A 23,167-nucleotide genomic window follows, 5' to 3' on the forward strand; every position below is an offset into this window, starting at 1 on the left:
GGGCGGGGCGAATGTTCAGCGCGGAGGGACGAGCAGACCCTCGATGATGCGGCGGGCCTTGCCCACCGCCTCCACGTCACCGCTCTGGAAGGCGGTGTTCGCGGCACACAGCAGGGCGTCGATCTGGAAGACGGCGAGCTCCACGTCGAGTTCCTCGATCTCGCCGGATTCCATCGCGTGGCGCAATTCGACCGCGATGACTTCGAGCCAATCCCGCTGATCGCGGAAGAGCGCGTCACGGACCGGACCGGGGTGGCTGTCGAACTCCGCGAGGTTCGCGGCCCGGAAGCACCCGCCGGCGAAAAGCGAGGTCTCCGCGTAGACGATCCAATGGTCGAGCAGGGCGCGCAGCCGGGCGACACCGTGGGGCGCCGACTTCGCCGGCCGGATGACGGCGTCGATGAAGAGCCCGCGCGCGAACTCGACGGCCGAGAGTTGCAGGATTTCCTTTGTCTTGAACAGGGTCTGGATGCCCGCTTTGCTCAGTCCCGTGTCGAGCGCGAGACGACCGAAACTGATACTCCCGAGACCCTCCAGCGAGGCGATGTCGACAGCCTGGCGGAGCACGATCTTGCGTGTACGGGCGCCCCGCAGGAGGCGCTTGTCCGTCACCTCGGGCTGTTCCTGGGGCAGGAGCGCAGGCGACCCGGAGCCGGTCGGAGACGAGGTGGCCGGCTCTTCTACACTACCCATACGGTCGATCGTACAGCATTTACCGGCCGAAGTGCGGGCAAGAAGTGGTTCTGACCGCTCGTCCGTGATGCCCGCGACTGCAGGAGTCAACTCCTGGGGGCGCATGATCCATGGGGTGATGTCCCGGGGGCGGGGAGTCGCCGACCGGGCAGGGACCGCGATGCCTCTCCGGGTGGTCACCAGGGTCCGACGCGGGCATTGAGGCTGAACGTTGACCGCCACGGTATACGGCAGGTTGCCGGGCGCGTCCAGGGCTCCCCATGGCCCTGGACCGCCGGCGCCGCGTGGGCGGCGTGGAAGGCGGGGGCGGCGGGGTGGCGTTCGAGGAGACGGCCGACCCTTGTTTCTGCATACGATCGTCCGTATTCTTTTCTCATGACTTCGATGCGCCTCACCGAGGAGTCCGACCCCTTCTGCCTGCAGCCGTTAGAGGCCGCCGCGCTGCTTTTCGACGCCCCGTGGCACCGGTTCGCGGTGATCGGGGACAGCCTGTCGGCGGGCACCGGCGATGCCGGCCCCGGCTATGTGGACAAGGGCTGGTCCGACCGGCTCGCCGACGTCCTGCGCCGTGTGCGACCGGACCTGGCGTACCTGAACATCGCCGAGGACGGAGCGACGACCGCGCAGACCCTCGACAAGCAGATCGACCACGCGATCGAGTTCGCACCGGACCTGCTGCACCTGCCGTGCGGCGCTAACGACCTCGTGCGACGCACGCCGGACTTCACCGAGATCGAGCGGAAGCTGCGCCGCATGTACGAGCTGGCGTCGGGGACCGGCGCCCAGTTGACGACGTTCACCCTGGGCAGGGCGTACGTCATTCCCGTCTTCCCGGACTGGAGCGAGCGGGTCGCCAGGATCAACGACATCACCCGCGGCCTGGCCGCCGAGCACGAGGCCGTCGTCGTCGACATGTGGCACCACCCCGTCAATGACCGGGACGACCTGCTGAGCGAGGACCGCATCCACTTCTCCACCTCGGGACAGGCGGTGATGGCGGCGGAGATGGTCAAGGGCCTGAGCCACGTCCTCGGCCGGACCGGGCGCGCCTGAGGGAACGACCCACCCGAGGGACCCGAGAGACCCGAGAGGCCCGAGGGACCCGAGAGACCCCTTTCGGGGAGCGCGGCGCCGAGGTTTCGCGTCCGACGCCGTGCGCTGATCCACCAGGGATTGCGGGACAGCCCTCAGACGCGGGGGGCCAGCGGCAGGTGGATCTCCACGAGCGTGCCCCCCTGTTCACCGGCGGAGATCCGCAGCCGGCCACCCAGCTCCTCCACGCGCTCGGTCATCGAGCACAGTCCGTACGCCGGCCCGGGCGCGGCCGTCACCTCGGCCCCCTGGCCCGAACCGGGGCCGAAGTCCTCCACCTTGGCGTACAGCCAGCGGCGCGTGGTGCGCACGCCCACCTCGACACGATCGGCGTCGGCATGCGCGAAGGCGTTGCGCAGCGCCTCGCGCAGGACCAGGAACAGCTCCTGCCGGAACCGCTCGGGGAGCAGCGTCTCGTCGCCCGTCACCCGCACGCTCACGCTCGCCGCGGGTCGGGCGCCCGCGAGGAAGGAGTCGAGGGCCTCACGGAGCGCGGGCAGCCGCGAGCGCCTGCGCAACCCGTCGACCAGGGCCCGGTTCTCCTGTCCGGCCTCGTCCAACGCCTTCTCCGCGGCGGCCAGATGGGACGAGGCGGCCTCCGGCTCGCGCGCGGCCAGGGTGACGCTGCGGCGGGCCGCGGCGAGTGCGCCGCCGAGCTCGTCGTGCAACTGCCGGGCCAGTCGGCGGCTGTCGCTCCAGCCTCCGTCGCCCTGCCAGAAGTTCGCGCCCGCACCGGACATGGCCTCGCCGAGGCTCCGTACGACGGCCACCGCGCGCAGCAGTCCGGTGCCGGTGTGGGCCGCTCCGTGCTCCATGACGTGCAGCAGGGCGCACTCCAGGAGCAACGAGGCGGCGCCGACCAGCCGGTGTGCGGCGGCCGCGGGCGGGACGGCCTCCTCGGCGCTTCCCGGGAGGTCCGGATGTCCCGCGCGCCACAGGACGGTACGGGCGAACGACTCCAAGGTGGCGCGGAGTTCGGGCAGATCCGCCTCGGCGGGCGCCAGTACGGAGGGCAGCCGGATCGCGAACCGCTCCAGGACGGCCTCGGTCTCCCAGGCCGCCAGCACCGGGGCGGCCGTCCCCGCGGGGTGCGCTGACCCGGGCGTGGTCGGGTCACGGCGTAAGACCGCAACCGCCTGCGCGGTGCGCGGTCGGTTCAGACGCGGGGCGGCGCGCAGCAGTCCTTCGTTCAGGGCCTCGCTGAAGCGGCTTCCCGCGAGGGTGGCGGTCGAACTGTGCATCGGAACTCCTCGACGTTCGGGACCGCTGACGACGGCCCGAACATAACAAACAGACCTGTCTGATTGTCAAGGCCTCACGAAATGCAAGTCGTGGCCGGGAAATCCGTCAAGTCAGGTTCTGTGCTCTAAAACTGACGGATTCTTGGTGGAATGAGCCGGGTGATTCGCCTAGGGGGTGTCAGTGGAAACAGGCAGGGTTGTATTGTTCCGCTTGGGTGGTGACGCCGGTCCGGGCGCTCTGCCCCTCTGAATGGTCACGTCGAGGAAGAGGCAGGCACAGCGCGATGCAGAAGCGGTCAGAGCTGACTCGCCAGGCCCTCGTCCGGGCGGCGACGGAGCTCATCGCGAACGGCCGGCTCGCCGACGCCGGCCTGGTGAACATCTGTCGCATCGCGGGCGTGAGCCGGGGCGCGCTGTACCACCACTTCTCCTCCACCGCGGAGTTGGTGGCCGAGGTGTACGCACAGGCGCACGCGCGGACGGCCGCCCTGGCGGAGGACAGTTTCGAGGGTTCCGCGGCCGGCGCCCCGGCCCGGTTCAGCGCGGCCCTCGGCGCGGCGATGGGCGAGGACCGGTTGGTGCGCGCGGGCATGCGGTTGAGTGCCGAAGGCTCCGAGGAACCGCCGTGGTTGCGCGACGAGTTGTTGGACCGGGTCCACGCGAAGGTCGTGGAGGGGGCCCGTGACGGTGGTGCGAGCGGGACGGGCGGATCGTCCGACGCGCGTCCGGAAAACCTGGCGGACCTCGCCGTCGTGGTGACCGCGGGTCTGGAATCGCTGGGCTACACCGACGTCCGGTGGTGGGACCCGCGGACGGCGCGGCGGATCTGGGCCATGGTGCTGCCCCTGTTCGAGGAGAGGGACGGGGCGGAGGCGACCGGCACCGCGGAGGTGGACACCCCCGCTTCCGCCCGCGCCGCCCGCGCCGTCCGCGCGGACGGTACGGGCGGTGCGGACGACGCGGGTAGTACGGGCGGTGCGGGCAGTGCGGGCGGTGCGGGTCAGGACTGAGCGGGGATCCGCGGGCTCGCCGGATCTGATCCGGCAGCCGGCGGCGGAGTGACGCGCAGCCTGCCGATCATGCCCGCGCCGGCGATGCCGGGCAGCAGGAACCGCCACAGCGTGCTGACGCGTTCGATGAGGTCACGCCGGTCGGTGTACACCTGCGACATCACCTGCATGCCGGTGAACGTCCCGACGATGATGTCCGTCGCCTCCGGCAGGTCCAGCCCCGGCAGCGTCTCGCCCTGGTCCCGGGCCTGTTCGAGCAGACCGAGGATGGCCGCGCTCGACTGCTCGTAGGGGGTGATCGGAGGGCGGGGGAAGGAGGTCTGCTCCACCGCCAGCCGAACGCTGGCGCGCAGTACGGGGTCGCGCTGCAGCCGGCAGGCGAACTCCAGCGTCAGGTCGATGATGGCCTGCAGCTTCACCGGTTGCTCCGGCACCACCAGCGCCTCGCTGTGCGCGGCCATCAGGGCGACGGCGATGGCCTCCTTCGAGGGGAAGTGGTGATAGAGCGCCCCTCTGGTCAGCCCGGTGCTCGCCAGGATCTCGTTGGTGCTCGCGGCGTCGAATCCGCGTACGTCGAAGACCCGCGCCGCAGCCTCGAGAATCGAGCGCCGCGACCGCGTTCCGCGTTCCTGCTGTCCCATCCCGGACCCTCGCACTCGCCTGGATATCGAACCGACTTGTCTGCATCCTATTGCCAGACGGGCGAGGAACGAGCAACGGGCACCGTCGAACCGGAACGGCTCTCCCCGGCGAGGCGCCCCCCGGGAGCCCCGGCCGGGGCCGCCCGGACGCGTCAGGGGTGCCCGAGGCGGAAGCCGACTCCGCGGACCGTGATGATCCAGTTGCTCGAACCGAGCTTGCCGCGAAGGCTGCTGACGTGCGTGTCGATGGTGCGACCCCGGTGCGACCAGGCGTCTTCCCACACCTGGGTCATCAGCTGGCGTCGGGAGAGAACGGCGCCGGGCTGTGAGGCCAGGGCGTGCAGCAGGTCGAACTCCTTGAGGGTGAGGTCCACCGGCCGCCCGTGCAGGGTGGTCTCGCGGGTCGTCGCGTCGATGTGCAGGGGGCCGTGGTCGATGGCCCGGGCGGTCGTCTCCCGGGGCCGCGCCCGGCGCATCACCGCCTCGATGCGGGCCAGGAGTTCGCGGAATCCGTACGGCTTGACCATGTAGTCGTCGGAGCCGGCCTGGAGGCCCAGTACCCGGTCCAGCTCGCTGCCGCGGGCGGTGACGGCGATGATCGGGGTGTCGCTGACGGCCCGGATGCCCCGGCAGACCTCCAGGCCGTCCAGGTCCGGCAGGTCGAGGTCGAGCAGGACCAGGTCGACCCGCGGGTGCGATTGCAGGGCCTCCCCGCCGGTGGCCACGCTCTCGGCCAGGTACCCCTGCCTGAGCAGGCCCTGGACGAGCGTGTCGGCGGCGCGCGCCTCGTTCTCCACGACCAGGAGGCGCAGGGGGGCGCGCTCGGCGAGGGCCGGGGCGGCCTGCGGAGCGGGTGCGGGGCGGTGCGGCTGGTGGATCAAGGGGTGATGCCGCTCTGTGCGGGGTTCGAGTAGCTCTAAGGCCTGCCGGTTCATCTGTTCCTCCTGAGGCACGGCGTCGCATCACGGCCTGCTGAATGCTCGCGCTTGTCGAAGATACCAAACAGACTTGTCTGATTGTCAACGCGCCTCACGCGCTTCGATGTCGCCTTTGACGTTTCGTCAAATGACTTCTGGTTAGCGGGTTTTGACTGGTATCGGCAGGTGTTTCGGGGTCTGAGGGGTCAACGAAGGCCTCCCGTGCACCTCTCCGTAACCCCTAGGAAATCGGGCAGCGTTGTATGTTTAACGAGGCTGGGCCGCCCGTGTTTCCAGCCGGTTGGCCGGTCGTGGGGTGGCCGAAACGCGCACGTCAGGACGTATCCACCTCCGTCCGGAATGCTCTGCGAGAGTCTGGGGGCGAGGGGGGTGAAGAAGGTGTGTCCTGCACGGGCTTTGGGCGGTTTGCAGACCAAGCCTTTACTTGACCTACCGAACCGACCTGTCTGTATCTTGAGGCCGCAACAGAGCGTCAGCCACGGGGGGTGGCTGCTGGTGTTTGGCTCGCCGACCCCTGCCCAGCATCAGATCAGGAGTGCTACGCATGCCGTCTCTTGCGTCCACGACCCGCGAGCCCGTTCGGGACAGCGCCTTAGTTCCGCAGCCTCGCACCGCGGTTCCTCAACCTCGCACCACCACCGGGCACGCCGGTCTCACCACGACCGTTCCGCGCGAGTACGTCCACCGCGCCGCCGTCTCCGAAGTCCTGCTCACCGGCTGGGAGCCGGCCGCCGATGCCTCGCCCACCCGCCGCTCGGGTCCGCGACCCGGCATCGAAAGCGTTCCCGACGGGCCCGACGCCTTCGTCGTCCGGTCCCAATGGCCCCGGGGACACTCGCTGTTCTCCCAGACCGGCGGCTACCAGGACCCGATGCTGCTGATCGAGTCCGTGCGCCAGATCGGCGCCCTGCTCTCGCACGCCGAGTTCGACGTCCCCTTCGGCCACCAGTTCCTGATGTGGGACATGTCGTTCGCCACCACCAAGGACCTCCTCGTGGCCGGCCCCGCCCCCGCCGAGGTGGAACTGCGCACCGTGTGCCACGACGTGGTCCGTCGGGGCAGGGTCCTCTCCGGGATGCGCTACGACGTCACCGCCCTGGTCGACGGCGTGCCGCTGGCCACCGCGGGGGCGGCGTTCAGCTGCACCAGCCCGGCCGTGCACCGAAGACTGCGGGGGGACCGCCCCACCAGCACGGACCGCGTCCCCGGCAGCCCGATCGACCCGGCCCTGGTCGGCCGTACCGCCCCCACGCACGTGGTCCTCACCGAGGATCCGACGGCCGAGCGGGACCACCAGTGGGAGTTGCGCGTCGACAGCACGCACCCGATCTTCTTCGACCACCCGGTCGACCACGTCCCGGGCATGGTGCTCCTGGAGGCGGCCCGGCAGGCCGCGCACGCCTCCACCGGCCTGCCGGACGCCCTCGTCATCAGCCTCGACAGCACCTTCGCCCGCTACGCCGAGCTCGACAGGCCCTGCCGCATAGAGGCCCATCCCGGTCTCGTCGACGCCGCCGGCCACATCCTCGTACAGGTCTGCGGTTTCCAGGACGATCAGACCGTCTTCGCCGCCGACCTGGTACTCAGTCCCCGCAACGGTTGATCCCATCCTGACGGGAGTCCGCGTGCTCATGATCACTGGTGCGGCCGGCTTCGTCGGAAGCCATGTCACACGTGAAGCCGGCCGTCTCGGCGCGGCACTGACGGTGATGACCCACCACCGCCCGCCCTCGGAGTCCGCCTCCGCCCCCTCCTCCGCCGGCCCCGTTCGTGTCGTACGGGCCGACCTCGCCGACCCGCGCTCGCTGCGGGGCGTGTGCGAGGGAATCGACGTACTGCTGCACTGCGCCTCCCGCATCGGCGGGACGGCCGAGGACAACGAGGCCGTCAACGCCCGGGGAACCGCCGCCCTGGTCGCCGAGGCCCGGCGTGCGGGAGTGTCCCGCATCGTGTACCTCGGCACCGCCTCCGTCTACGGGCGGGGCACCTACCACCGTGCCCGTCCGGAGCGGCTCACCCGCCGCCCGTCCTCGCCCACCTCCCTCACCCGGGCGGCGGCGGAGGACACGGTTCTCGACGCCGGCGGGATCGTACTGCGCCCCCACCTCGTGTACGGCGAGGGAGACCGCTGGGTCGTGCCGGGCCTGGTCCGGCTCCTGAACGCGCTGCCCGCAGGCGTGCCGGACTGGAACGCGCGCATGTCCGTGGTCTCCGCGACCGAACTGGCCACCCTGCTGGTGGGGGTCGCACGCGCACCGGCCACGAGCCTGACCGCGTCCGTCTACCACGCTGCCCACCCCCGCCCCGTCACCGCGGCGGCGCTGTTGGCCGCGGTGGCCCGCTGCGCCGGACTGCCCCCCACGAGGGGCGGCCCGACGGTCGACGAAGCACGCGCGCTCCTGGCGGGCGACGCGTACGCGACCAAGGCGATCGACATGCTGGCCACCAGCCACTGGTTCGACAGCGCACCCTTGTGGACCGATCTCCGCATGGTGCCCGGTCCGGGATTCGAGGAGGAATTCCCCGCGACGGGGGACTGGTACCGGGAACTGGTCCGGGCCGCCTGACCGGATATCGCCTCGCGGGTGCGGCAGCCCGGTGCTGCTGCACCCGCACATGGTGGACGTGTTCGCGTCCTCGTCCGACAGGTTTGACGGACACCTGGCCGTTTCTTTCCCAAATTCCGACACAGGCGCATCACGCATGTATGCGCCTTGGCGATTCTGACGCAGTCCTGTAAACGGCCTCATTGAACATTTGGCCGAACACCGCACAGTCTGGTGACTCCGAATGAGTCAGGAGACGTTCATCGTGCGCAAGGTGCTCATCGCCAACCGTGGTGAAATCGCTGTCCGCGTTGCTCGGGCTTGCCGGGATGCGGGTATCGGGAGTGTGGCTGTCTACGCGGATCCGGATCGGGACGCTCTGCATGTGCGTGTGGCGGATGAGGCGTTCGCGTTGGGTGGTGACACCCCGGCCGCCAGCTATTTGGACATCGCGAAGGTCCTGCGGGCGGCGGCGGACTCCGGCGCGGACGCGATCCATCCCGGGTACGGCTTCCTGTCGGAGAACGCCGACTTCGCGCAGGCCGTCCTGGACGCGGGTCTGACGTGGATCGGGCCGCCGCCGCAGGCCATCCGTGATCTGGGTGACAAGGTCGCCGCCCGTCACATCGCCCAACGCGCCGGCGCCCCGCTGGTCGCCGGCACCCCCGACCCGGTCTCCGGGTCCGAGGAGGTCGTGGCCTTCGCGAAGGAACACGGCCTCCCGATCGCGATCAAGGCCGCGTTCGGTGGCGGCGGTCGCGGCCTGAAGGTCGCCCGGACCCTCGAAGAGGTCCCCGAGCTGTACGACTCCGCCGTCCGCGAGGCCGTCGCCGCGTTCGGACGCGGCGAGTGCTTCGTCGAGCGCTACCTCGACAAGCCCCGCCACGTCGAGACCCAGTGCCTGGCCGACACCCACGGCAACGTCGTCGTCGTCTCCACCCGCGACTGCTCGCTCCAGCGCCGCCACCAGAAGCTGGTCGAGGAGGCCCCGGCCCCGTTCCTGACGGACGCCCAGAACGCCGAGCTGTACGCCGCGTCCAAGGCCATCCTGAAGGAAGCCGGCTACGTCGGCGCCGGCACCGTGGAGTTCCTGGTCTCCGCCGACGGCCTGATCTCCTTCCTGGAGGTCAACACCCGCCTCCAGGTCGAACACCCCGTCACCGAGGAGGTCTCCGGCCTCGACCTGGTGCGGGAGATGTTCCGCATCGCCGACGGCGAGGCACTCGGCTACGACGACCCGGTACTGCGCGGACACTCCCTCGAGTTCCGCATCAACGGCGAGGACCCCGGCCGCGGCTTCCTGCCCGCCCCCGGCACCGTCACCCGCTTCGCACCCCCCTCCGGCCCCGGCGTCCGCCTCGACGCGGGCGTCGAGTCCGGCTCCGTCATCGGCCCCGCCTGGGACTCCCTCCTCGCCAAGCTGATCGTCACCGGCGCCACCCGCGAACAGGCCCTCCAACGCGCCGCCCGCGCACTCGCCGAGTTCGAGATCGAGGGCATGGCCACCGCCCTCCCCTTCCACCGCGCCGTCGTCACCGACCCCGCCTTCGCCCCCACGGAAGGACCGTTCACGGTCCACACCCGCTGGATCGAAACCGAGTTCGTCAACGACATCAAGGCGTTCGTGGCCCCCGCCGCGGAGGACGCCGAGGACGAGCCCGGCCGCGAGACCGTCGTCGTCGAGGTCGGCGGCAAGCGACTGGAGGTCTCCCTCCCGTCCTCGCTGGGCATGACCCTGGCCCGCACCGCCGCAGCCGGCGGCGCCAAGCCCAAGCGCCGCGCCGCCAAGAAGTCCGGCCCGGCCGCCTCCGGCGACACCCTGGCCTCCCCGATGCAGGGAACCATCGTCAAGATCGCCGTCGAGGAAGGCCAGCAGGTCAACGAGGGCGACCTGATCGTCGTCCTCGAGGCCATGAAGATGGAACAGCCCCTCAACGCACACCGCTCCGGCACCATCGTCGGCCTCAAGGCCGAAGTCGGCGCCTCCCTCACCTCCGGCGCCACCATCTGCGAGATCAAGGACTGATACATGGCATTCCGCTGAATTCGCCTGCGGAATTCTTGCGAGTCCTGACAATTCCCTGACGTAATCTTCGTTGAAAACGTCATTCGGGCCTCGCATACTTAATTCCAATTCATGGGTCGTGAGGAGAGGGAACGAATGCACAGCACTTTGATCGTGGCGCGGATGGATCCCGGTTCCAGCATTGACGTCGCCAAACTCTTCGGTGAGTTCGACGCCACCGAGATGCCCCACCGCATGGGTACGCGCCGCCGGCAGCTTTTCGAATACCGGGGCCTGTACTTCCATTTGCAGGACTTCGACACCGACAACGGTGGCGAGCTGATCGAGGCCGCGAAGGGTGACCCGCGCTTCGTGGGCATCAGCGAGGACCTCAAGCCGTTCATCGGGGCCTACGACCCCGCCACCTGGCGTTCCCCCGCCGACGCGATGGCGAAGCGCTTCTACACCTGGGAGGCGTCCGCGTGACCGGACGACGTGTGGTCATCACCGGCATCGAGGTGCTCGCGCCCGGTGGTGTCGGGACCAAGAACTTCTGGAACCTGCTGAGCGAGGGCCGCACCGCGACCCGCGGCATCACCTTCTTCGACCCCAGCCCCTTCCGTTCGCGGGTCGCCGCCGAGATCGACTTCGATCCGCAGGAACACGGCCTGACCCCGCAGGAGATCCGGCGCATGGACCGGGCCGCGCAGTTCGCGGTGGTCGCCGCCCGCGGCGCCGTCGCCGACAGCGGCATCGATCTGGAGACGTACGACCCGTACCGCGTGGGCGTCACCATCGGCAGCGCCGTCGGCGCCACGATGGGCCTCGACGAGGAGTACAACGTCGTCAGCGACGGCGGCCGACTCCACCTGGTCGACCACGAGTACGCGGTCCCGCACCTCTACAACTACCTGGTGCCGAGCTCCTTCACCGCCGAGGTCGCCTGGGCGGTCGGCGCGCAGGGGCCCAGCACCGTGGTCTCCACCGGCTGCACCTCGGGCATCGACTCGGTCGGTCACGCCGTGGACCTGCTCCGCGAGGGCTCGGTCGACGTGATGATCGCCGGGTCCTCGGACGCGCCGATCTCGCCGATCACCATGGCCTGCTTCGACGCGATCAAGGCGACCACCCCCCGCCACGACGACCCCGGTCACGCCTCCCGGCCCTTCGACGGAACCCGCAACGGCTTCGTCCTGGGCGAGGGCGCGGCGGTGTTCGTCCTGGAGGAGTTGGAGCACGCCAGGAAGCGCGGCGCGCACGTCTACGCCGAGATAGCCGGCTACGCCACCCGCTCCAACGCCTACCACATGACCGGTCTGCGGCCGGACGGCAAGGAGATGGCGGAGGCCATCCGGGTCGCGCTGTGCGAGGCCAAGATGAACCCGACCGAGATCGACTACATCAACGCGCACGGCTCGGGCACCAAGCAGAACGACCGCCACGAGACCGCCGCGTTCAAGCGGAGCCTGGGCGACCATGCCTACCGGACCCCGGTCAGCTCGATCAAGTCGATGGTCGGGCACTCGCTCGGCGCCATCGGCTCCATCGAGATCGCCGCGTCCGCGCTGGCGATGGAGAACAACGTCGTCCCGCCGACGGCGAACCTCCACACCCCGGACCCGGAGTGCGACCTCGACTACGTCCCCCTGGTCGCCCGGGAGCAGTTGACCGACGCGGTCCTGACCGTCGGAAGCGGCTTCGGCGGTTTCCAGAGCGCCATGGTGCTGGCGCGTCCCGAGAGGAGCGTGGCATGACCACCTCGGTTGTGGTGACGGGTCTGGGCATCACGGCGCCCAACGGCCTGGGCACGGAGGACTACTGGGCGGCGACCCGGACGGGCAAGAACGGCATCGGCCGGGTCACCCGGTTCGACCCCGCCGGCTACCCGTCCACCCTCGCCGGCGAGATACCCGGCTTCTCCGACGAGGAGCTGCTGCCGAGCCGGCTGCTCCCGCAGACCGACCGGATGACGCGCCTCGCGCTGGTCGCCGCCGAGTGGGCGCTGGCCGACGCGGGCGTCGACCCGCAGAGCCTGCCCGAGTACGACATGGGCGTGGTCACGGCCAGTTCTTCGGGCGGCTTCGAGTTCGGGCAGAACGAGCTGCAGAAGCTGTGGAGCCAGGGCGCGCAGTACGTCAGCGCGTACCAGTCCTTCGCCTGGTTCTACGCCGTCAACAGCGGCCAGATCTCCATCCGCAGCGGGCTCAAGGGCCCCAGCGGAGTGATCGTCAGCGACGAGGCCGGCGGTCTGGACGCGCTGGCGCAGGGCCGCCGGCTGATCCGCAAGGGCACCCCGATGATCGTGTCGGGCGGGGTCGACGCCTCGATCTGCCCGTGGGGTTGGGTCGCGCAGCTCGCCGCCAAGCGGCTGAGCACCAGTGACGAGCCGACCCGCGCGTTCCTGCCGTTCGACGCGGACGCCTCGGGCTACGTGCCCGGGGAGGGCGGCGCCATCCTGATCATGGAGTCGGCGCAGTCGGCCCGTGCGCGCGGCGCGAAGATCTACGGCGAGATCGCCGGCTACGGCGCCACCTTCGACGCGGCGCCCGGCAGCGACCGGGAGCCCGCGCTGCGCAAGGCCATCGAATTCGCCCTCGACGACGCGGGTGTTCGGCCCGAGGACGTGGACGTGGTCTTCGCGGACGCCGCCGGTGTCCCGGAACTGGACCGTGTCGAGGCCGAGGCCATCGGCGCCGTCTTCGGCGAGCGGGGCGTCCCGGTCACCGCACCCAAGACGATGACGGGCCGGCTGTACTCGGGCGCGGCGCCGCTGGACGTCGCGACCGCCCTGCTGGCGATCGAGGACGGGCTCATCCCCCCGACCGTCAACGTGCACCCGGCCGAGGAGTACGCGCTCGACCTGGTCGTGGACCGGCCGCGCGCCGCGCAGGTCCGCACCGCCCTGGTCGTGGCCCGCGGCTACGGCGGCTTCAACTCGGCCGTCGTCGTCCGCGCCGCGGAGTAGGTCCCGCCCGCCGGTCCCCGTACGACGGCCGGCCATGAACCCGGCGTCCCCCGCCGCCGCCACCCCCCGACCGGCGGCGGAGGACGCCTTCCCCCACCGCCTCACATCCCACGGACCCCCCACGTCCCACGGACCCCCCACACGCACCATCCCCACACCACCCATCCACGAGCCATGAAGGGCCCCACGTGTCCACTCAGACCTTCACCCTTGACGACCTGCGGCGGATCCTCCTCGAAGGCGCCGGCGCCGACGAGGGCGTCGACCTCGACGGTGACATCCTCGACGTCCAGTTCGAGGCGCTCGGCTACGAGTCCCTCGCCCTGCTGGAGACCGGCAGCCGCATCGAGCGCGAGTACAAGATCGTCCTCGACGAGGACCTGCTCACCGACGCCGACACCCCGCGCGCGCTGATCGCGGCCGTCAACGGCCACCTCACCGCGGTGCCCAGCGCCGCCTGAGCGGCCCGCCGCACCAGTTCGTTCCCCGGGCCGGGCGGACGCGTTCCGCCCGGCCCCGCCGAATCACCCCCGGACACTTACGGAGTAGACGAATCATGTCGACGCAGGAGAAGCGGATCGCCCTGATCACGGGCGCCACCAGCGGCATCGGCCTGGCCACGGCCCGCGCACTGGGTGCCCAGGGGCACGCGGTCTTCATCGGCGCGCGCAACGCCGACAATGTCGCCGCCACGGTCAAGGAGCTCCAGGCGGAGGGCCTCGAAGCCGAAGGAACGGTCCTCGACGTACGGGACTCGGCTTCCGCCGCCGCGTTCGTCCAGGCCGCGGTCGACCGCTTCGGCAGCGTCGACGTGCTGGTCAACAACGCCGGCCGGTCCGGTGGCGGTGTCACCGCGGACATCGACGAGGAGCTGTGGGCGGATGTCATCGACACCAACCTCACCAGCGTCTTCCGGCTGACCAAGGAAGTTCTCAACACCGGCGGGATGCGCCACAAGAACCGCGGCCGCATCATCAACATCGCCTCCACCGCCGGCAAGCAGGGCGTCGTCCTGGGCGCCCCGTACTCGGCCTCCAAGCACGGCGTGGTCGGCTTCACCAAGGCCCTCGGCAACGAACTCGCCCCCACCGGGATCACGGTCAACGCCGTCTGCCCCGGCTACGTCGAGACGCCCATGGCCCAGCGCGTCCGCGCCGGATACGCCGCCGCCTACGACACCTCCGAGGACGCCATCCTCGACAAGTTCCAGTCGAAGATCCCGCTCGGCCGGTACTCCACGCCCGAAGAGGTCGCCGGCATGGTCGCCTACCTCGCCTCCGACACCGCCGCGTCCGTCACGGCGCAGGCGATCAACGTCTGCGGCGGGCTCGGCAACTTCTGATCCGCACCCCCTTGCCACCAGGGTGCCGACGCGCCCGAGTTCTCGAAGAGGAAGCCGTCATGACAACCCGCGAGGTTGAGCACGAGATCACCATCGCCGCGCCGGCATCGGACGTGTACCGGCTGCTGGCCGACGTCGTCAACTGGCCGCGCATCTTCCCGCCCACCATCCACGTGGACCGGGTCGACTTCAACGGCACGCACGAGCGCATCCGGATCTGGGCCACCGCCAACGGCCAACCGAAGAACTGGACCTCGCGCCGCGAACTCGACCCGCAGGGCCTGCGGATCACCTTCCGCCAAGAGGTCACCACCAACCCGGTCGCCTCGATGGGCGGCGCGTGGATCATCGAGCCGCTCGACGAGAACTCCTCGCGGGTCCGGCTGCTCCACGACTACCGGGCGATCGACGACGACGCGCACGACCTGCTCTGGATCGACGAGGCCGTCGACAAGAACAGCCGCTCCGAGTTGGCGGCGTTGAAGCGGAACGTGGAGTTCGCCCACGGCGCCGAGGACGTCACCTTCTCCTTCGAGGACACCGTCACCATCGACGGCTCCGCCAAGGACGCCTACGACTTCGTCAACGAAGCCCACCTGTGGTCCGAACGCCTGCCCCACGTCGCCACCGTCCGCCTCACCGAGGACACCCCCGGCGTCCAGACCCTCGAGATGGACACCCGCGCCAAGGACGGCTCCGTCCACACCACCAAGTCCCACCGCGTCACCTTCCCCCACCACAAGATCGCCTACAAACAGGTCACCCTCCCCGCCCTCATGACCCTCCACACCGGCTACTGGACCTTCCGCGACACCGACCACGGCGTCACCGCGAGCTCCCAGCACACCGTCACCCTCAACACCGACAACATCACCCGCATCCTGGGACCCGACGCCACCGTCGCCGACGCCCGCGCCTACGTCCACACCGCCCTCTCCACCAACAGCCTCGCCACCCTCAACCACGCCAAGACCCACGCCGAGAACCAGAACTGACATGGCATCGGACCACCCCGACATCGCGCGGGGACCCCTGGACACCGACGTCCTGGTGGTCGGAGCCGGCCCCGCCGGACTGATGCTCGCCTGCGAGCTCGGACTCGGCGGGGTCGGGGTGCTCGTCCTCGACCAGCGCCCCGGCCCGACCACCGAATCCCGGGCGACCACCCTGCACGCCCGCACCATGGAGATCTTCGACAGTCGGGGCCTGCTGGCCGAGCTGGGCACCCCGCCCCGCGAGCCGCGCGGGCACTTCGGCGGCATCGGACTGGACCTCACCCTGCCCGGTTCCCACCCCGGCCAGTGGAAGGTGCCCCAGCGGCGCACGGAGGAACTCCTCCAGGACCGGGCCGTCGAGCTGGGCGCGGGCCTGCTCCGCCGCCACCAACTGGTCGCCCTGACCGCCGGACCGGACGGGGTGACGGCCGACGGCATCGGCCCGGACGGCCCGGTCCGCATCAACGCCCGGTACCTGGTCGGCTGCGACGGCGAGGACAGCACCGTACGGCGGCTCATCGGCGCCGACTTCCCCGGCCGCGACGCCGAACGCGAACTGCTGCGGGCCGACCTCGGCGGAGTCGAGACGCCCGACCGACGCTTCCTGCGCCTGCCCGACGGCCTGGCCATCTCCGCCACCCGCGACGGCGTCACCCGCGTGATGGTGCACGAGTTCGGCAAACGGGCCGTCCCGCGCTCCGGCGCCCCCGCGTTCGACGAGGTCGTCGACGCCTGGCAGCGGGTGACCGGCGAGGACATCGCCCACGGCAGCCCCCTGTGGGTCAACGCCTTCGGCGACGCCAACCGGCAACTCGCCCGGTACCGGCACGGCCGGATCCTGTTCGCCGGCGACGCCGCGCACCAGCAGATGCCCAGCGGCGGACAAGCCCTCAACCTCGGCGTGCAGGACGCCTTCAACCTCGGCTGGAAGCTCGCCGCCGAAGTGCGCGGCGACGCCCCCGACGGGCTCCTGGACAGCTACCACACCGAACGCCACGCCGTCGGCGCCGCGGTCCTGGCCAACATCCGGGCCCAGACCCTGCTGCTGCTCGGCGGACCCGAGGTCGAACCGGCCCGCACCCTGCTCACCGAACTCGTCGCGCTCGACGGGGTACGCACCGAACTGGCCGGCGCCGTCAGCGGCCTCGGCATCCGCTACCCCGTCACGGACGACGCCGACACCGGGCGACCGGGCACGGACCACCCGCTCCTCGGCCGCCGGCTGCCCCCCTCCGCGCTGGACGGACCGGCCGACGACACCACCGCCGCACTGCTGCGCACCGGCCGCGGCCTGCTGCTCGACCTCGGCACGGGCGCGGACCCGGCCACCTTCGCCCCCTGGGCGGACCGGGTCGACCACATCACCGCCCGCCCCCTGGCCGGCAGTGCGCTGACCCCCGGCGAGGCCCTCCTCGTACGGCCCGACGGACACGTCGTCTGGGCCGGCGACCCCGGCACCGACCCGCGGGGCCCGCACACCGCGCTGCGCCGCTGGTTCGGCGCACCGGCCACCGCGCCCGCCGGCACGGACGGCGCGCACCCCACCCACCGACACGCCGCGACCGCCGCCGCCCGCTGAGGCGGCGGCCGGCGCCGGCAACCAGGAAGGCACACTCATGGCCAAGGACGTCGACACCATCGACGCGGACGTCATCATCGTCGGCGCCGGCCCGGCGGGCTTGATGCTCGCCGGCGAGCTGCGCCTGGGCGGCGCGGACGTCATCGTCACCGAACGCCTGGAGCGGCCCACCGGCCAGTCCCGCGGCCTGGGCTTCACCGCCCGCGCCCTGGAGTCCTTCGACCAGCGGGGCCTCGTACCCCGCTTCGGCGGGCTGGAGACCAGCCCGCTGGGCCACTTCGGCGGGGTGCGGTTCGACTTCACCGCCCTGGAGGACGCCCACTTCGGGGCCCGCGGCATCCCCCAGTCGCGCACCGAGACCGTCCTGGAGGACTGGGCCCGCGAGCTGGGGACCGACATCCGGCGCGGGTGGGAGTTCCTCGACCTGGAGCAGGACGCGGACGGGGTCACCGCCACCGTCGCCGGCCCCGACGGCGAACAGCGGCTGCGCGCCCGCTGGCTGGTCGGCGCCGACGGCGGACACAGCCTGGTCCGCAGGCTCGCCGGGTTCGCCTTCCCCGGCACGGACGCCACTCGGGGCATGTACCTCGCCGACGTGGTCGGCTGCTCGATACCGCCCCGGTTCCTCGGCGAGCGCGTCCCCGCCGGCATGGTGATGGCCGCGCCGCTCGCCGAGGGCGTGGACCGCATCATCGTGTGCGAGCACGGCGCCCCGCCCGCCGACCGCAGCCAGACCCCCGACTTCGCGGAGGTCGCCGCGGCCTGGCAGCGGCTGACCGGCGAGGACATCTCCGGCGGCGGCGCCGACTGGGTCAGCTCCTTCACCGACGCCACCCGGCAGGCGAGCGAGTACCGGCGCGGGCGCGTGCTGCTGGTCGGCGACGCCGCCCACATCCACCTGCCCGCCGGCGGACAGGGCCTGAGCACCGGCGTCCAGGACGCCGTGAACCTCGGCTGGAAGCTCGCCGCGACCCTCGCCGGCTGGGCCCCCGCATCGCTGCTCGACACCTACCACGAGGAGCGCCACGCCGTCGGGGCGCGGCTGCTGACCAACACCCTCGCCCAGGGGACCGTGTTCCTCGGCGGCGTCGAATCGGAGCCGCTGCGGGCCCTGTTCACCGAACTGATCGCGCTGGACCCCGTCAAGCGCCACCTCGCCGGGATGGTCAGCCACCTCGACGTCCGCTACGACGTCGACGCGACCCCGGCCACCGGCGAGGACCCGGCCGCGCCCGGGGACCGCCACCCGCTCCTCGGCCGCAGGCTCCCGCCGCGCGACCTGATCACGGCCGACGGCCCCGTGGGCACCGCCGCACTGCTGCACCCCGCCCGCGGCGTCCTCCTCGACCTGGCCAACGACCCCGACGTGCGCGAGGCCGCTGCCGGTTGGAAGGACCGGGTCACCACGACCACCGGCGTCCCCCGGGACCCGGCCGTCTTCGCCGGCGCCACGGCCGTCCTGGTCCGCCCCGACGGCTACGTCGCCTGGGCGGGCACCGACCCCGCCGAACTGGCCCCGGCCCTGCGGCAGTGGTTCGGCATCCCCGCCTGACCACGCCCGGACCCCGGGAGCCGGAACGGCCGGGCACCTCGGCCGTCCGCCCGGCCCCCGGGGCCGCCCCGCCCACCGTCCCAGGAAGAGATCATGAGTCGAAGAACCCACCGGCCCGCCCACGCCCGGGGGGCCCAGTGAACGCCCCCGTCCTGCTGCCCGTCGGGGCGGACGAGACCGCGCCCGGCATGTCGCCGGGTGTCCGGCCGATCACCCTGGAGGCAGGCGCCTTCACCCTGTCCGCGCTGATCGCCCAGCCCGTCGGCCCGCCCCGCGCGACCATCGTCGCGGTGCACGGCGGCGGCATGAGCGCCGGCTACTTCGACGGCCAGGCCCACCCGGACGTCTCCCTCCTCACCCTCGGAGCCCGGCTCGGCTACACCGTCGTCGCCGTGGACCGTCCCGGCTACGGCCTGTCCGCAGCGCACCTGCCGCGCGGCCAGAACCTGTCCGAACAGTCCGCCGCGCTGAGGACCGCGATCACCCACCTCGCCGACCGGTACCCCTCCGGCGCCGGGGTCTTCCTCGTCGCGCACTCCTTCGGCGGCAAGCTCGCCCTCACCTACGCCGCCGAACAGGCCGGTCCCGGAACCGCCGGGCCCGCCCTGCTGGGCCTGGACGTCTCCGGCTGCGGCCGCGACTACGCGGTCGACCCCGGGGACCTCCGCGACCCGCACCGGCACGGCCACTGGAAGCGGAACTGGGGCGCCCTGCGCTTCTACCCGCCGAACACCTTCCGGGACGCCGCCGCGCTCGTCGCCCCCATGCCGTTGCGCGAGCGCGCGGAGGCGGCGCGTTGGCCCGAGAGCTTCACCGCTGCCGCCGCCCGGGTGCCCGTACCGGTCCGCCTCACCTTCGCCGAGCACGAACTGTGGTGGCGTAACGACGAGGAGGACCTCGACGAGATCGCCGAACTGTTCACCGCGGCCCCGTTCGTCACCATCGACCGGCAGCCCGACGCGGGGCACAACCTCAGCCTCGGCTGGGTCGCCCGCTCCTACCACCTGCGCGCCCTGGCCTTCCTGGAGGAGTGCCTGGCCCGGGCCTGAGACACGCACACCGGACACGGCACCACAGGACACGTCACACAGGACACGTCACACAGGACACGGCGCACGGCACCACAGGACATGGCAGGACACGGCACGGCACGGCACAGGCAGACCACGAGAGGCGAGGCGTACCACCCCCCATGGACAAGACACGTTCCAAGCCCTTCCGCTCGCTCGCCGTACGCAACTTCCGGCTGTTCGCGGCCGGGCAGGTGGTGTCCGTGGCGGGGACCTGGATGATGGTCGTGTCCCAGGACTGGCTGGTCCTGGACCTGACCGGGGACTCCGCCACCGCCCTGGGCACCCTGACCGCGCTGCAGTTCACACCGATGCTGCTGCTCACCCTGTACGGCGGCCGGCTCGCCGACCGCCACGACAAGAGGCTGCTGCTCACCCTCGCCAACCTGGCCTCCGGCGCCCTGGCCCTCGTCCTGGCCACGCTGGTCCTGGCGGGCGACGTGCGGCTGTGGCACCTGTACCTGTTCGCGATCGGGCTCGGCACCGTCAACGCCTTCGAGGTGCCCGCCCGGATGGCGTTCGTCGCCGAGCTGGTCGGCCCCGACCTGCTGCCCAACGCCTCCGCACTGAGCGCCGCCTACTTCAACACCGCGCGGGTGGTCGGCCCGGCCCTGGCCGGCCTGCTCATCTCGGCCGTCGGCACCGGGCCGGTGATGCTCGTCAACGCGGTCAGCTACCTCGCCACCGTGGCGGCCCTGCGGCTGATGCGGCCCGCGGAACTGCTGCGCTCCGAACCCTCGGGCCGCGGATCGGGAGTGGCGGACGGGCTGCGGTACGTCCGCGCCCGGCCCGACCTGCTGGTCCCGTTGGCCCTGCTGGCGGTCGTCGGCCTGTTCGGCTTCAACTTCCAGCTCACCCTGCCGCTGCTCGCCAAGACCGTCTTCCACGCCGACGCGACCGCGTTCGGCCTGCTCACCACCGCCTTCGCGGCCGGCTCGCTGCTCGCCGCGTTCGCCACCACTGCCCGCAGCGGACGCCCGGCGGCCCGGACCGTCACCGGCTCGGCCCTGGCGTTCGGCGTGAGCGAGACCGCCGCCGGCTGGGCCCCCGACTACGTCTCGGCGGCCGTCCTGCTCGCACTGACCGGTTTCGCCACGATCTACTTCGCGCAGGCGGCCAACCACCGGATCCAGCTCGGCAGCGACCCCCGCTACCGGGGGCGGGTGATGGCCCTCTACACGCTGATCCTGCAAGGCCTCACCCCGCTGGGAGCCCTCCTCGTCGGCTGGCTGACCAGCCGTTACGGGGCGCGCTCGGGCCTGTGGGTCGGCGGATCCGTGTCGCTGCTCGCCGCCCTGGCGGCGCTGCCCGCGACCCGGATTCGGCGTGGCTCCCGGACCGCCACGGACACCGGGTCGCAGTCCTGCGGACCCGCTCCCCTTCCCCCAACCCGGTCCGCCGGCCGCCCCTGACACACGGCGTACCCCGGCGCGCACCCGACGAAAGGCACCGACATGACCGACGACTCCGCGCACGGCTCGATCGGGCACCTCCCGGACCTGTCCGAACTGCGCGCCATGAGCCCGGACGTCCTGACCGCCACCCTCGCCCACTGCCTGCGCCTGCACCTGGACCAGCTGCTCCAGGTCCCGCCGGGCCACCGGACCAGCCCGCACCAGCCCCTGCGCACCCAGGGGCTGGACCTGCTCAACGCCCTGCACCTGGCCCGGGGGATCCGCCGGGACCTGGGTGCGGAGGTGTCCGCCCAGACGCTGTTGGACGGCACCCTCACCGAGCTCGCCGAGCTGCTGGCACCGCGGCTGGCGATCACCGGGACACCGCCCGTCGACCGGCCCGAGACCGCCACCGTCTGAGGCGCGGGCGGCCACCACGTTCGTACCGCCGCCACCCGTACGCCGCCCGCCACCACCCGTACCGCCCCCGCACGCCGACACCGGACAGGAGACCCACCATGCCGCCCGCGATACCCGAGGCCCTCACCGCACGGCTCGATGAACTGGAGGCCCACAAGGAGGAGGCACGCAACGGACCGGACCCCAAGGCCACCGAACGCCAGTACGCGAAGGGCAAGTTGACCGCGCACGAGCGGATCGCTCTGCTGCTCGACAAGGGAAGTTTCAGCGAGGTCGAGCCGCTGCGCAGACACCGGGCCACGGGCTTCGGCCTGGAGGCGAGGAAACCGTACGGCGACGGTGTGATCACCGGTTGGGGCACGGTCGAGGGCCGTACGGTCTTCGTGTACGCGCACGACTTCCGGATCTTCGGCGGCGCGCTGGGCGAGGCCCACGCCACGAAGATCCACAAGATCATGGACATGGCCATCGCGGCCGGTGCGCCGCTGGTCTCCCTCAACGACGGCGCGGGCGCCCGTATCCAGGAGGGCGTCTCCGCGCTCGCCGGCTACGGCGGCATCTTCCAGCGCAACACCAAGGCCTCGGGCGTCATCCCGCAGATCTCGGTCATGCTCGGCCCCTGCGCCGGCGGCGCCGCGTACTCCCCGGCCCTCACCGACTTCATCTTCATGGTCCGCGACATCTCGCAGATGTTCATCACCGGCCCGGACGTGGTCCGCGCGGTGACCGGCGAGGAGATCACCCAGAACGGCCTCGGCGGCGCCGACGTCCACGCCGGCACCTCGGGCGTCGCCCACTTCGTCCACGACGACGAGGAGACCTGCCTGGCGGAGGTCCGCTATCTGATCTCCCTGCTGCCCCCCAACAACCGCGAGCTGCCGCCCCGGGTGCTCAGCGGGGACCCCGCCGACCGTCTCGGCGACCGGCTGCTGGAGCTGGTGCCGGCCGACGGGAACCGCTCGTACGACATCCGCGGAGTCATCGAGGAACTCGTCGACGACAGCGAGTTCATGGAGGTCCACGCGGCCTGGGCGCAGAACATCGTGTGCGGACTCGCCCGGATCGACGGCCACACCGTCGGCGTCGTCGCCAACCAGCCCGCCTCGACCGCCGGCGTCCTCGACATCAAGGCGAGCGAGAAGGGCGCGCGGTTCGTGCAGTTCTGCGACGCCTTCAACATCCCGCTGGTCACCCTCGTCGACGTCCCCGGCTTCCTGCCCGGTGTGGACCAGGAACACGAGGGCATCATCCGGCGCGGCGCCAAGCTGCTGTACGCGTACTGCAACGCCACCGTCCCGCGCGTCTCCGTGGTGCTGCGCAAGGCGTACGGCGGCGCGTACATCGTCATGGACTCCCGTTCCATCGGCGCGGACATCGCCTTGGCGTGGCCCACCAACGAGATCGCCGTGATGGGCGCCGAGGGCGCCGCGAACGTGGTCTTCCGGCGGGAGATCGCGGCCGCCGACGACCCGGAGGCGATGCGCCGCGAGAAGATCGCGCAGTACAAGGAAGAGCTCGTCCACCCCTACTACGCCGCCGAGCGCGGGCTCGTGGACGACGTCATCGACCCGCGCGACACCCGTTCCGTGCTGGCCCGCTCGCTGGCGATGCTCGCCGCCAAACACGCCGACCTGCCGCGGCGCAAGCACGGCAACCCGCCCCAGTGACCGCGCCGACCAGAGGA

Annotated in this window: 21 protein-coding genes; 17 read left to right on the plus strand and 4 right to left on the minus strand. The window is 71.5% G+C overall.

The genetic code is table 11. The features are described from left to right. Nucleotides 1-15: 15 nt before the first annotated feature. Nucleotides 16-693, minus strand: coding sequence for a TetR family transcriptional regulator C-terminal domain-containing protein (locus tag ACFYW3_RS24755; protein WP_351762961.1), 678 nt, complete (start codon nt 691-693; stop codon nt 16-18). Nucleotides 694-1,068: 375 nt separating this feature from the next. On the opposite strand from ACFYW3_RS24755, the gene ACFYW3_RS24760 reads away from it, so the two are divergent. Then, nucleotides 1,069-1,746: an SGNH/GDSL hydrolase family protein gene (locus tag ACFYW3_RS24760; RefSeq protein WP_389387360.1), complete on the plus strand. Its 678-nt coding sequence runs from the start codon at nt 1,069-1,071 to the stop codon at nt 1,744-1,746. A gap of 134 nt (nt 1,747-1,880) precedes the next feature. Here the strand turns inward: ACFYW3_RS24760 and ACFYW3_RS24765 are convergent, their stop codons facing one another. Beyond that, nucleotides 1,881-3,026, minus strand: coding sequence for a sensor histidine kinase (locus ACFYW3_RS24765; RefSeq protein ID WP_389387361.1), 1,146 nt, complete (start codon nt 3,024-3,026; stop codon nt 1,881-1,883). A 284-nt stretch (nt 3,027-3,310) separates the two neighbouring features. On the opposite strand from ACFYW3_RS24765, the gene ACFYW3_RS24770 reads away from it, so the two are divergent. After that, nucleotides 3,311-4,036 (plus strand): TetR family transcriptional regulator, encoded by a 726-nt coding sequence (locus ACFYW3_RS24770; RefSeq protein WP_389387362.1) that lies wholly within the window; start codon nt 3,311-3,313, stop codon nt 4,034-4,036. On the opposite strand, the gene ACFYW3_RS24775 is transcribed toward ACFYW3_RS24770, so the two are convergent. Both ACFYW3_RS24775 and ACFYW3_RS24780 read right to left on the minus strand, forming a co-directional pair. Further along, nucleotides 4,027-4,677, minus strand: a complete 651-nt coding sequence (locus ACFYW3_RS24775; protein WP_351762971.1) for a ScbR family autoregulator-binding transcription factor — start codon at nt 4,675-4,677, stop codon at nt 4,027-4,029. The genes ACFYW3_RS24770 and ACFYW3_RS24775 overlap by 10 nt on opposite strands. Nucleotides 4,678-4,829: 152 nt before the next feature. Then, nucleotides 4,830-5,612 carry a response regulator transcription factor gene (locus tag ACFYW3_RS24780; RefSeq protein ID WP_351762974.1) on the minus strand — a complete coding sequence of 261 codons (783 nt, stop codon included), beginning with the start codon at nt 5,610-5,612 and terminating at the stop codon, nt 4,830-4,832. A 547-nt stretch (nt 5,613-6,159) separates the two neighbouring features. On the opposite strand from ACFYW3_RS24780, the gene ACFYW3_RS24785 reads away from it, so the two are divergent. The 15 genes from ACFYW3_RS24785 to ACFYW3_RS24855 all read left to right on the plus strand — a co-directional run bounded on the left by ACFYW3_RS24785 (nt 6,160) and on the right by ACFYW3_RS24855 (nt 23,150). After that, on the plus strand, nt 6,160-7,218 hold the full coding sequence (locus tag ACFYW3_RS24785; protein WP_351762977.1) for a ScbA/BarX family gamma-butyrolactone biosynthesis protein: 1,059 nt from the start codon (nt 6,160-6,162) through the stop codon (nt 7,216-7,218). 28 nt (nt 7,219-7,246) lie between these two features. Continuing rightward, nucleotides 7,247-8,182 (plus strand): NAD-dependent epimerase/dehydratase family protein, encoded by a 936-nt coding sequence (locus tag ACFYW3_RS24790; protein ID WP_389387363.1) that lies wholly within the window; start codon nt 7,247-7,249, stop codon nt 8,180-8,182. 244 nt (nt 8,183-8,426) lie between these two features. Then, entirely contained in the window at nt 8,427-10,187 is a 1,761-nt protein-coding gene (locus ACFYW3_RS24795; protein ID WP_389387428.1) for an acetyl/propionyl/methylcrotonyl-CoA carboxylase subunit alpha, read from the plus strand. A 135-nt stretch (nt 10,188-10,322) separates the two neighbouring features. Continuing rightward, complete coding sequence (locus tag ACFYW3_RS24800) at nt 10,323-10,652, plus strand: TcmI family type II polyketide cyclase (protein WP_351386728.1); 330 nt, start codon at nt 10,323-10,325, stop codon at nt 10,650-10,652. Next, nucleotides 10,649-11,920, plus strand: a complete 1,272-nt coding sequence (locus tag ACFYW3_RS24805) for a beta-ketoacyl-[acyl-carrier-protein] synthase family protein (protein ID WP_351763703.1) — start codon at nt 10,649-10,651, stop codon at nt 11,918-11,920. The genes ACFYW3_RS24800 and ACFYW3_RS24805 overlap by 4 nt, the downstream gene beginning before the upstream one ends. Further along, nucleotides 11,917-13,131 (plus strand): ketosynthase chain-length factor, encoded by a 1,215-nt coding sequence (locus ACFYW3_RS24810; protein ID WP_351763705.1) that lies wholly within the window; start codon nt 11,917-11,919, stop codon nt 13,129-13,131. Before ACFYW3_RS24805 ends, ACFYW3_RS24810 begins: the two co-directional genes overlap by 4 nt. A gap of 188 nt (nt 13,132-13,319) precedes the next feature. Further along, nucleotides 13,320-13,592, plus strand: a complete 273-nt coding sequence (locus tag ACFYW3_RS24815; RefSeq protein WP_053677111.1) for an acyl carrier protein — start codon at nt 13,320-13,322, stop codon at nt 13,590-13,592. 95 nt (nt 13,593-13,687) lie between these two features. After that, the gene (gene fabG, locus ACFYW3_RS24820) at nt 13,688-14,473 is read left to right on the plus strand and encodes a 3-oxoacyl-ACP reductase FabG (RefSeq protein WP_351763707.1); all 786 of its coding nucleotides are present in this window, start codon (nt 13,688-13,690) and stop codon (nt 14,471-14,473) included. A gap of 59 nt (nt 14,474-14,532) precedes the next feature. Next, on the plus strand, nt 14,533-15,468 hold the full coding sequence (locus tag ACFYW3_RS24825; protein ID WP_389387364.1) for an aromatase/cyclase: 936 nt from the start codon (nt 14,533-14,535) through the stop codon (nt 15,466-15,468). A 1-nt stretch (nt 15,469) separates the two neighbouring features. Further along, nucleotides 15,470-17,047: an FAD-dependent monooxygenase gene (locus tag ACFYW3_RS24830; RefSeq protein ID WP_389387365.1), complete on the plus strand. Its 1,578-nt coding sequence runs from the start codon at nt 15,470-15,472 to the stop codon at nt 17,045-17,047. Between the two features lie 37 nt (nt 17,048-17,084). After that, nucleotides 17,085-18,599, plus strand: a complete 1,515-nt coding sequence (locus ACFYW3_RS24835; protein WP_389387366.1) for an FAD-dependent monooxygenase — start codon at nt 17,085-17,087, stop codon at nt 18,597-18,599. Nucleotides 18,600-18,787: 188 nt separating this feature from the next. Then, nucleotides 18,788-19,648 carry an alpha/beta fold hydrolase gene (locus ACFYW3_RS24840; protein WP_351763494.1) on the plus strand — a complete coding sequence of 287 codons (861 nt, stop codon included), beginning with the start codon at nt 18,788-18,790 and terminating at the stop codon, nt 19,646-19,648. Nucleotides 19,649-19,791: 143 nt separating this feature from the next. Continuing rightward, entirely contained in the window at nt 19,792-21,081 is a 1,290-nt protein-coding gene (locus ACFYW3_RS24845) for an MFS transporter (protein WP_389387367.1), read from the plus strand. A 42-nt stretch (nt 21,082-21,123) separates the two neighbouring features. Further along, nucleotides 21,124-21,483 (plus strand): phosphopantetheine-binding protein, encoded by a 360-nt coding sequence (locus ACFYW3_RS24850; RefSeq protein ID WP_351763487.1) that lies wholly within the window; start codon nt 21,124-21,126, stop codon nt 21,481-21,483. Nucleotides 21,484-21,581: 98 nt separating this feature from the next. Further along, nucleotides 21,582-23,150 carry an acyl-CoA carboxylase subunit beta gene (locus ACFYW3_RS24855; RefSeq protein WP_267803142.1) on the plus strand — a complete coding sequence of 523 codons (1,569 nt, stop codon included), beginning with the start codon at nt 21,582-21,584 and terminating at the stop codon, nt 23,148-23,150. Nucleotides 23,151-23,167: the final 17 nt, after the last annotated feature.

This window comes from Streptomyces sp. NPDC002602 (genome assembly GCF_042889445.1).
Lineage (GTDB): Bacteria > Actinomycetota > Actinomycetes > Streptomycetales > Streptomycetaceae > Streptomyces.

What these genes read in the sequence shown, in the direction of transcription:
- ACFYW3_RS24755 (WP_351762961.1), bottom strand. Translation starts at nt 693, where the DNA reads ATGGGTAGTGTAGAAGAGCCGGCCACCTCGTCTCCGACCGGCTCCGGG.
- ACFYW3_RS24760 (WP_389387360.1), top strand. Translation starts at nt 1,069, where the DNA reads ATGACTTCGATGCGCCTCACCGAGGAGTCCGACCCCTTCTGCCTGCAG.
- ACFYW3_RS24765 (WP_389387361.1), bottom strand. Translation starts at nt 3,026, where the DNA reads ATGCACAGTTCGACCGCCACCCTCGCGGGAAGCCGCTTCAGCGAGGCC.
- ACFYW3_RS24770 (WP_389387362.1), top strand. Translation starts at nt 3,311, where the DNA reads ATGCAGAAGCGGTCAGAGCTGACTCGCCAGGCCCTCGTCCGGGCGGCG.
- ACFYW3_RS24775 (WP_351762971.1), bottom strand. Translation starts at nt 4,677, where the DNA reads ATGGGACAGCAGGAACGCGGAACGCGGTCGCGGCGCTCGATTCTCGAG.
- ACFYW3_RS24780 (WP_351762974.1), bottom strand. Translation starts at nt 5,612, where the DNA reads ATGAACCGGCAGGCCTTAGAGCTACTCGAACCCCGCACAGAGCGGCAT.
- ACFYW3_RS24785 (WP_351762977.1), top strand. Translation starts at nt 6,160, where the DNA reads ATGCCGTCTCTTGCGTCCACGACCCGCGAGCCCGTTCGGGACAGCGCC.
- ACFYW3_RS24790 (WP_389387363.1), top strand. Translation starts at nt 7,247, where the DNA reads ATGATCACTGGTGCGGCCGGCTTCGTCGGAAGCCATGTCACACGTGAA.
- ACFYW3_RS24800 (WP_351386728.1), top strand. Translation starts at nt 10,323, where the DNA reads ATGCACAGCACTTTGATCGTGGCGCGGATGGATCCCGGTTCCAGCATT.
- ACFYW3_RS24810 (WP_351763705.1), top strand. Translation starts at nt 11,917, where the DNA reads ATGACCACCTCGGTTGTGGTGACGGGTCTGGGCATCACGGCGCCCAAC.
- fabG (WP_351763707.1), top strand. Translation starts at nt 13,688, where the DNA reads ATGTCGACGCAGGAGAAGCGGATCGCCCTGATCACGGGCGCCACCAGC.
- ACFYW3_RS24825 (WP_389387364.1), top strand. Translation starts at nt 14,533, where the DNA reads ATGACAACCCGCGAGGTTGAGCACGAGATCACCATCGCCGCGCCGGCA.
- ACFYW3_RS24830 (WP_389387365.1), top strand. Translation starts at nt 15,470, where the DNA reads ATGGCATCGGACCACCCCGACATCGCGCGGGGACCCCTGGACACCGAC.
- ACFYW3_RS24835 (WP_389387366.1), top strand. Translation starts at nt 17,085, where the DNA reads ATGGCCAAGGACGTCGACACCATCGACGCGGACGTCATCATCGTCGGC.
- ACFYW3_RS24840 (WP_351763494.1), top strand. Translation starts at nt 18,788, where the DNA reads ATGTCGCCGGGTGTCCGGCCGATCACCCTGGAGGCAGGCGCCTTCACC.
- ACFYW3_RS24845 (WP_389387367.1), top strand. Translation starts at nt 19,792, where the DNA reads ATGGACAAGACACGTTCCAAGCCCTTCCGCTCGCTCGCCGTACGCAAC.
- ACFYW3_RS24850 (WP_351763487.1), top strand. Translation starts at nt 21,124, where the DNA reads ATGACCGACGACTCCGCGCACGGCTCGATCGGGCACCTCCCGGACCTG.
- ACFYW3_RS24855 (WP_267803142.1), top strand. Translation starts at nt 21,582, where the DNA reads ATGCCGCCCGCGATACCCGAGGCCCTCACCGCACGGCTCGATGAACTG.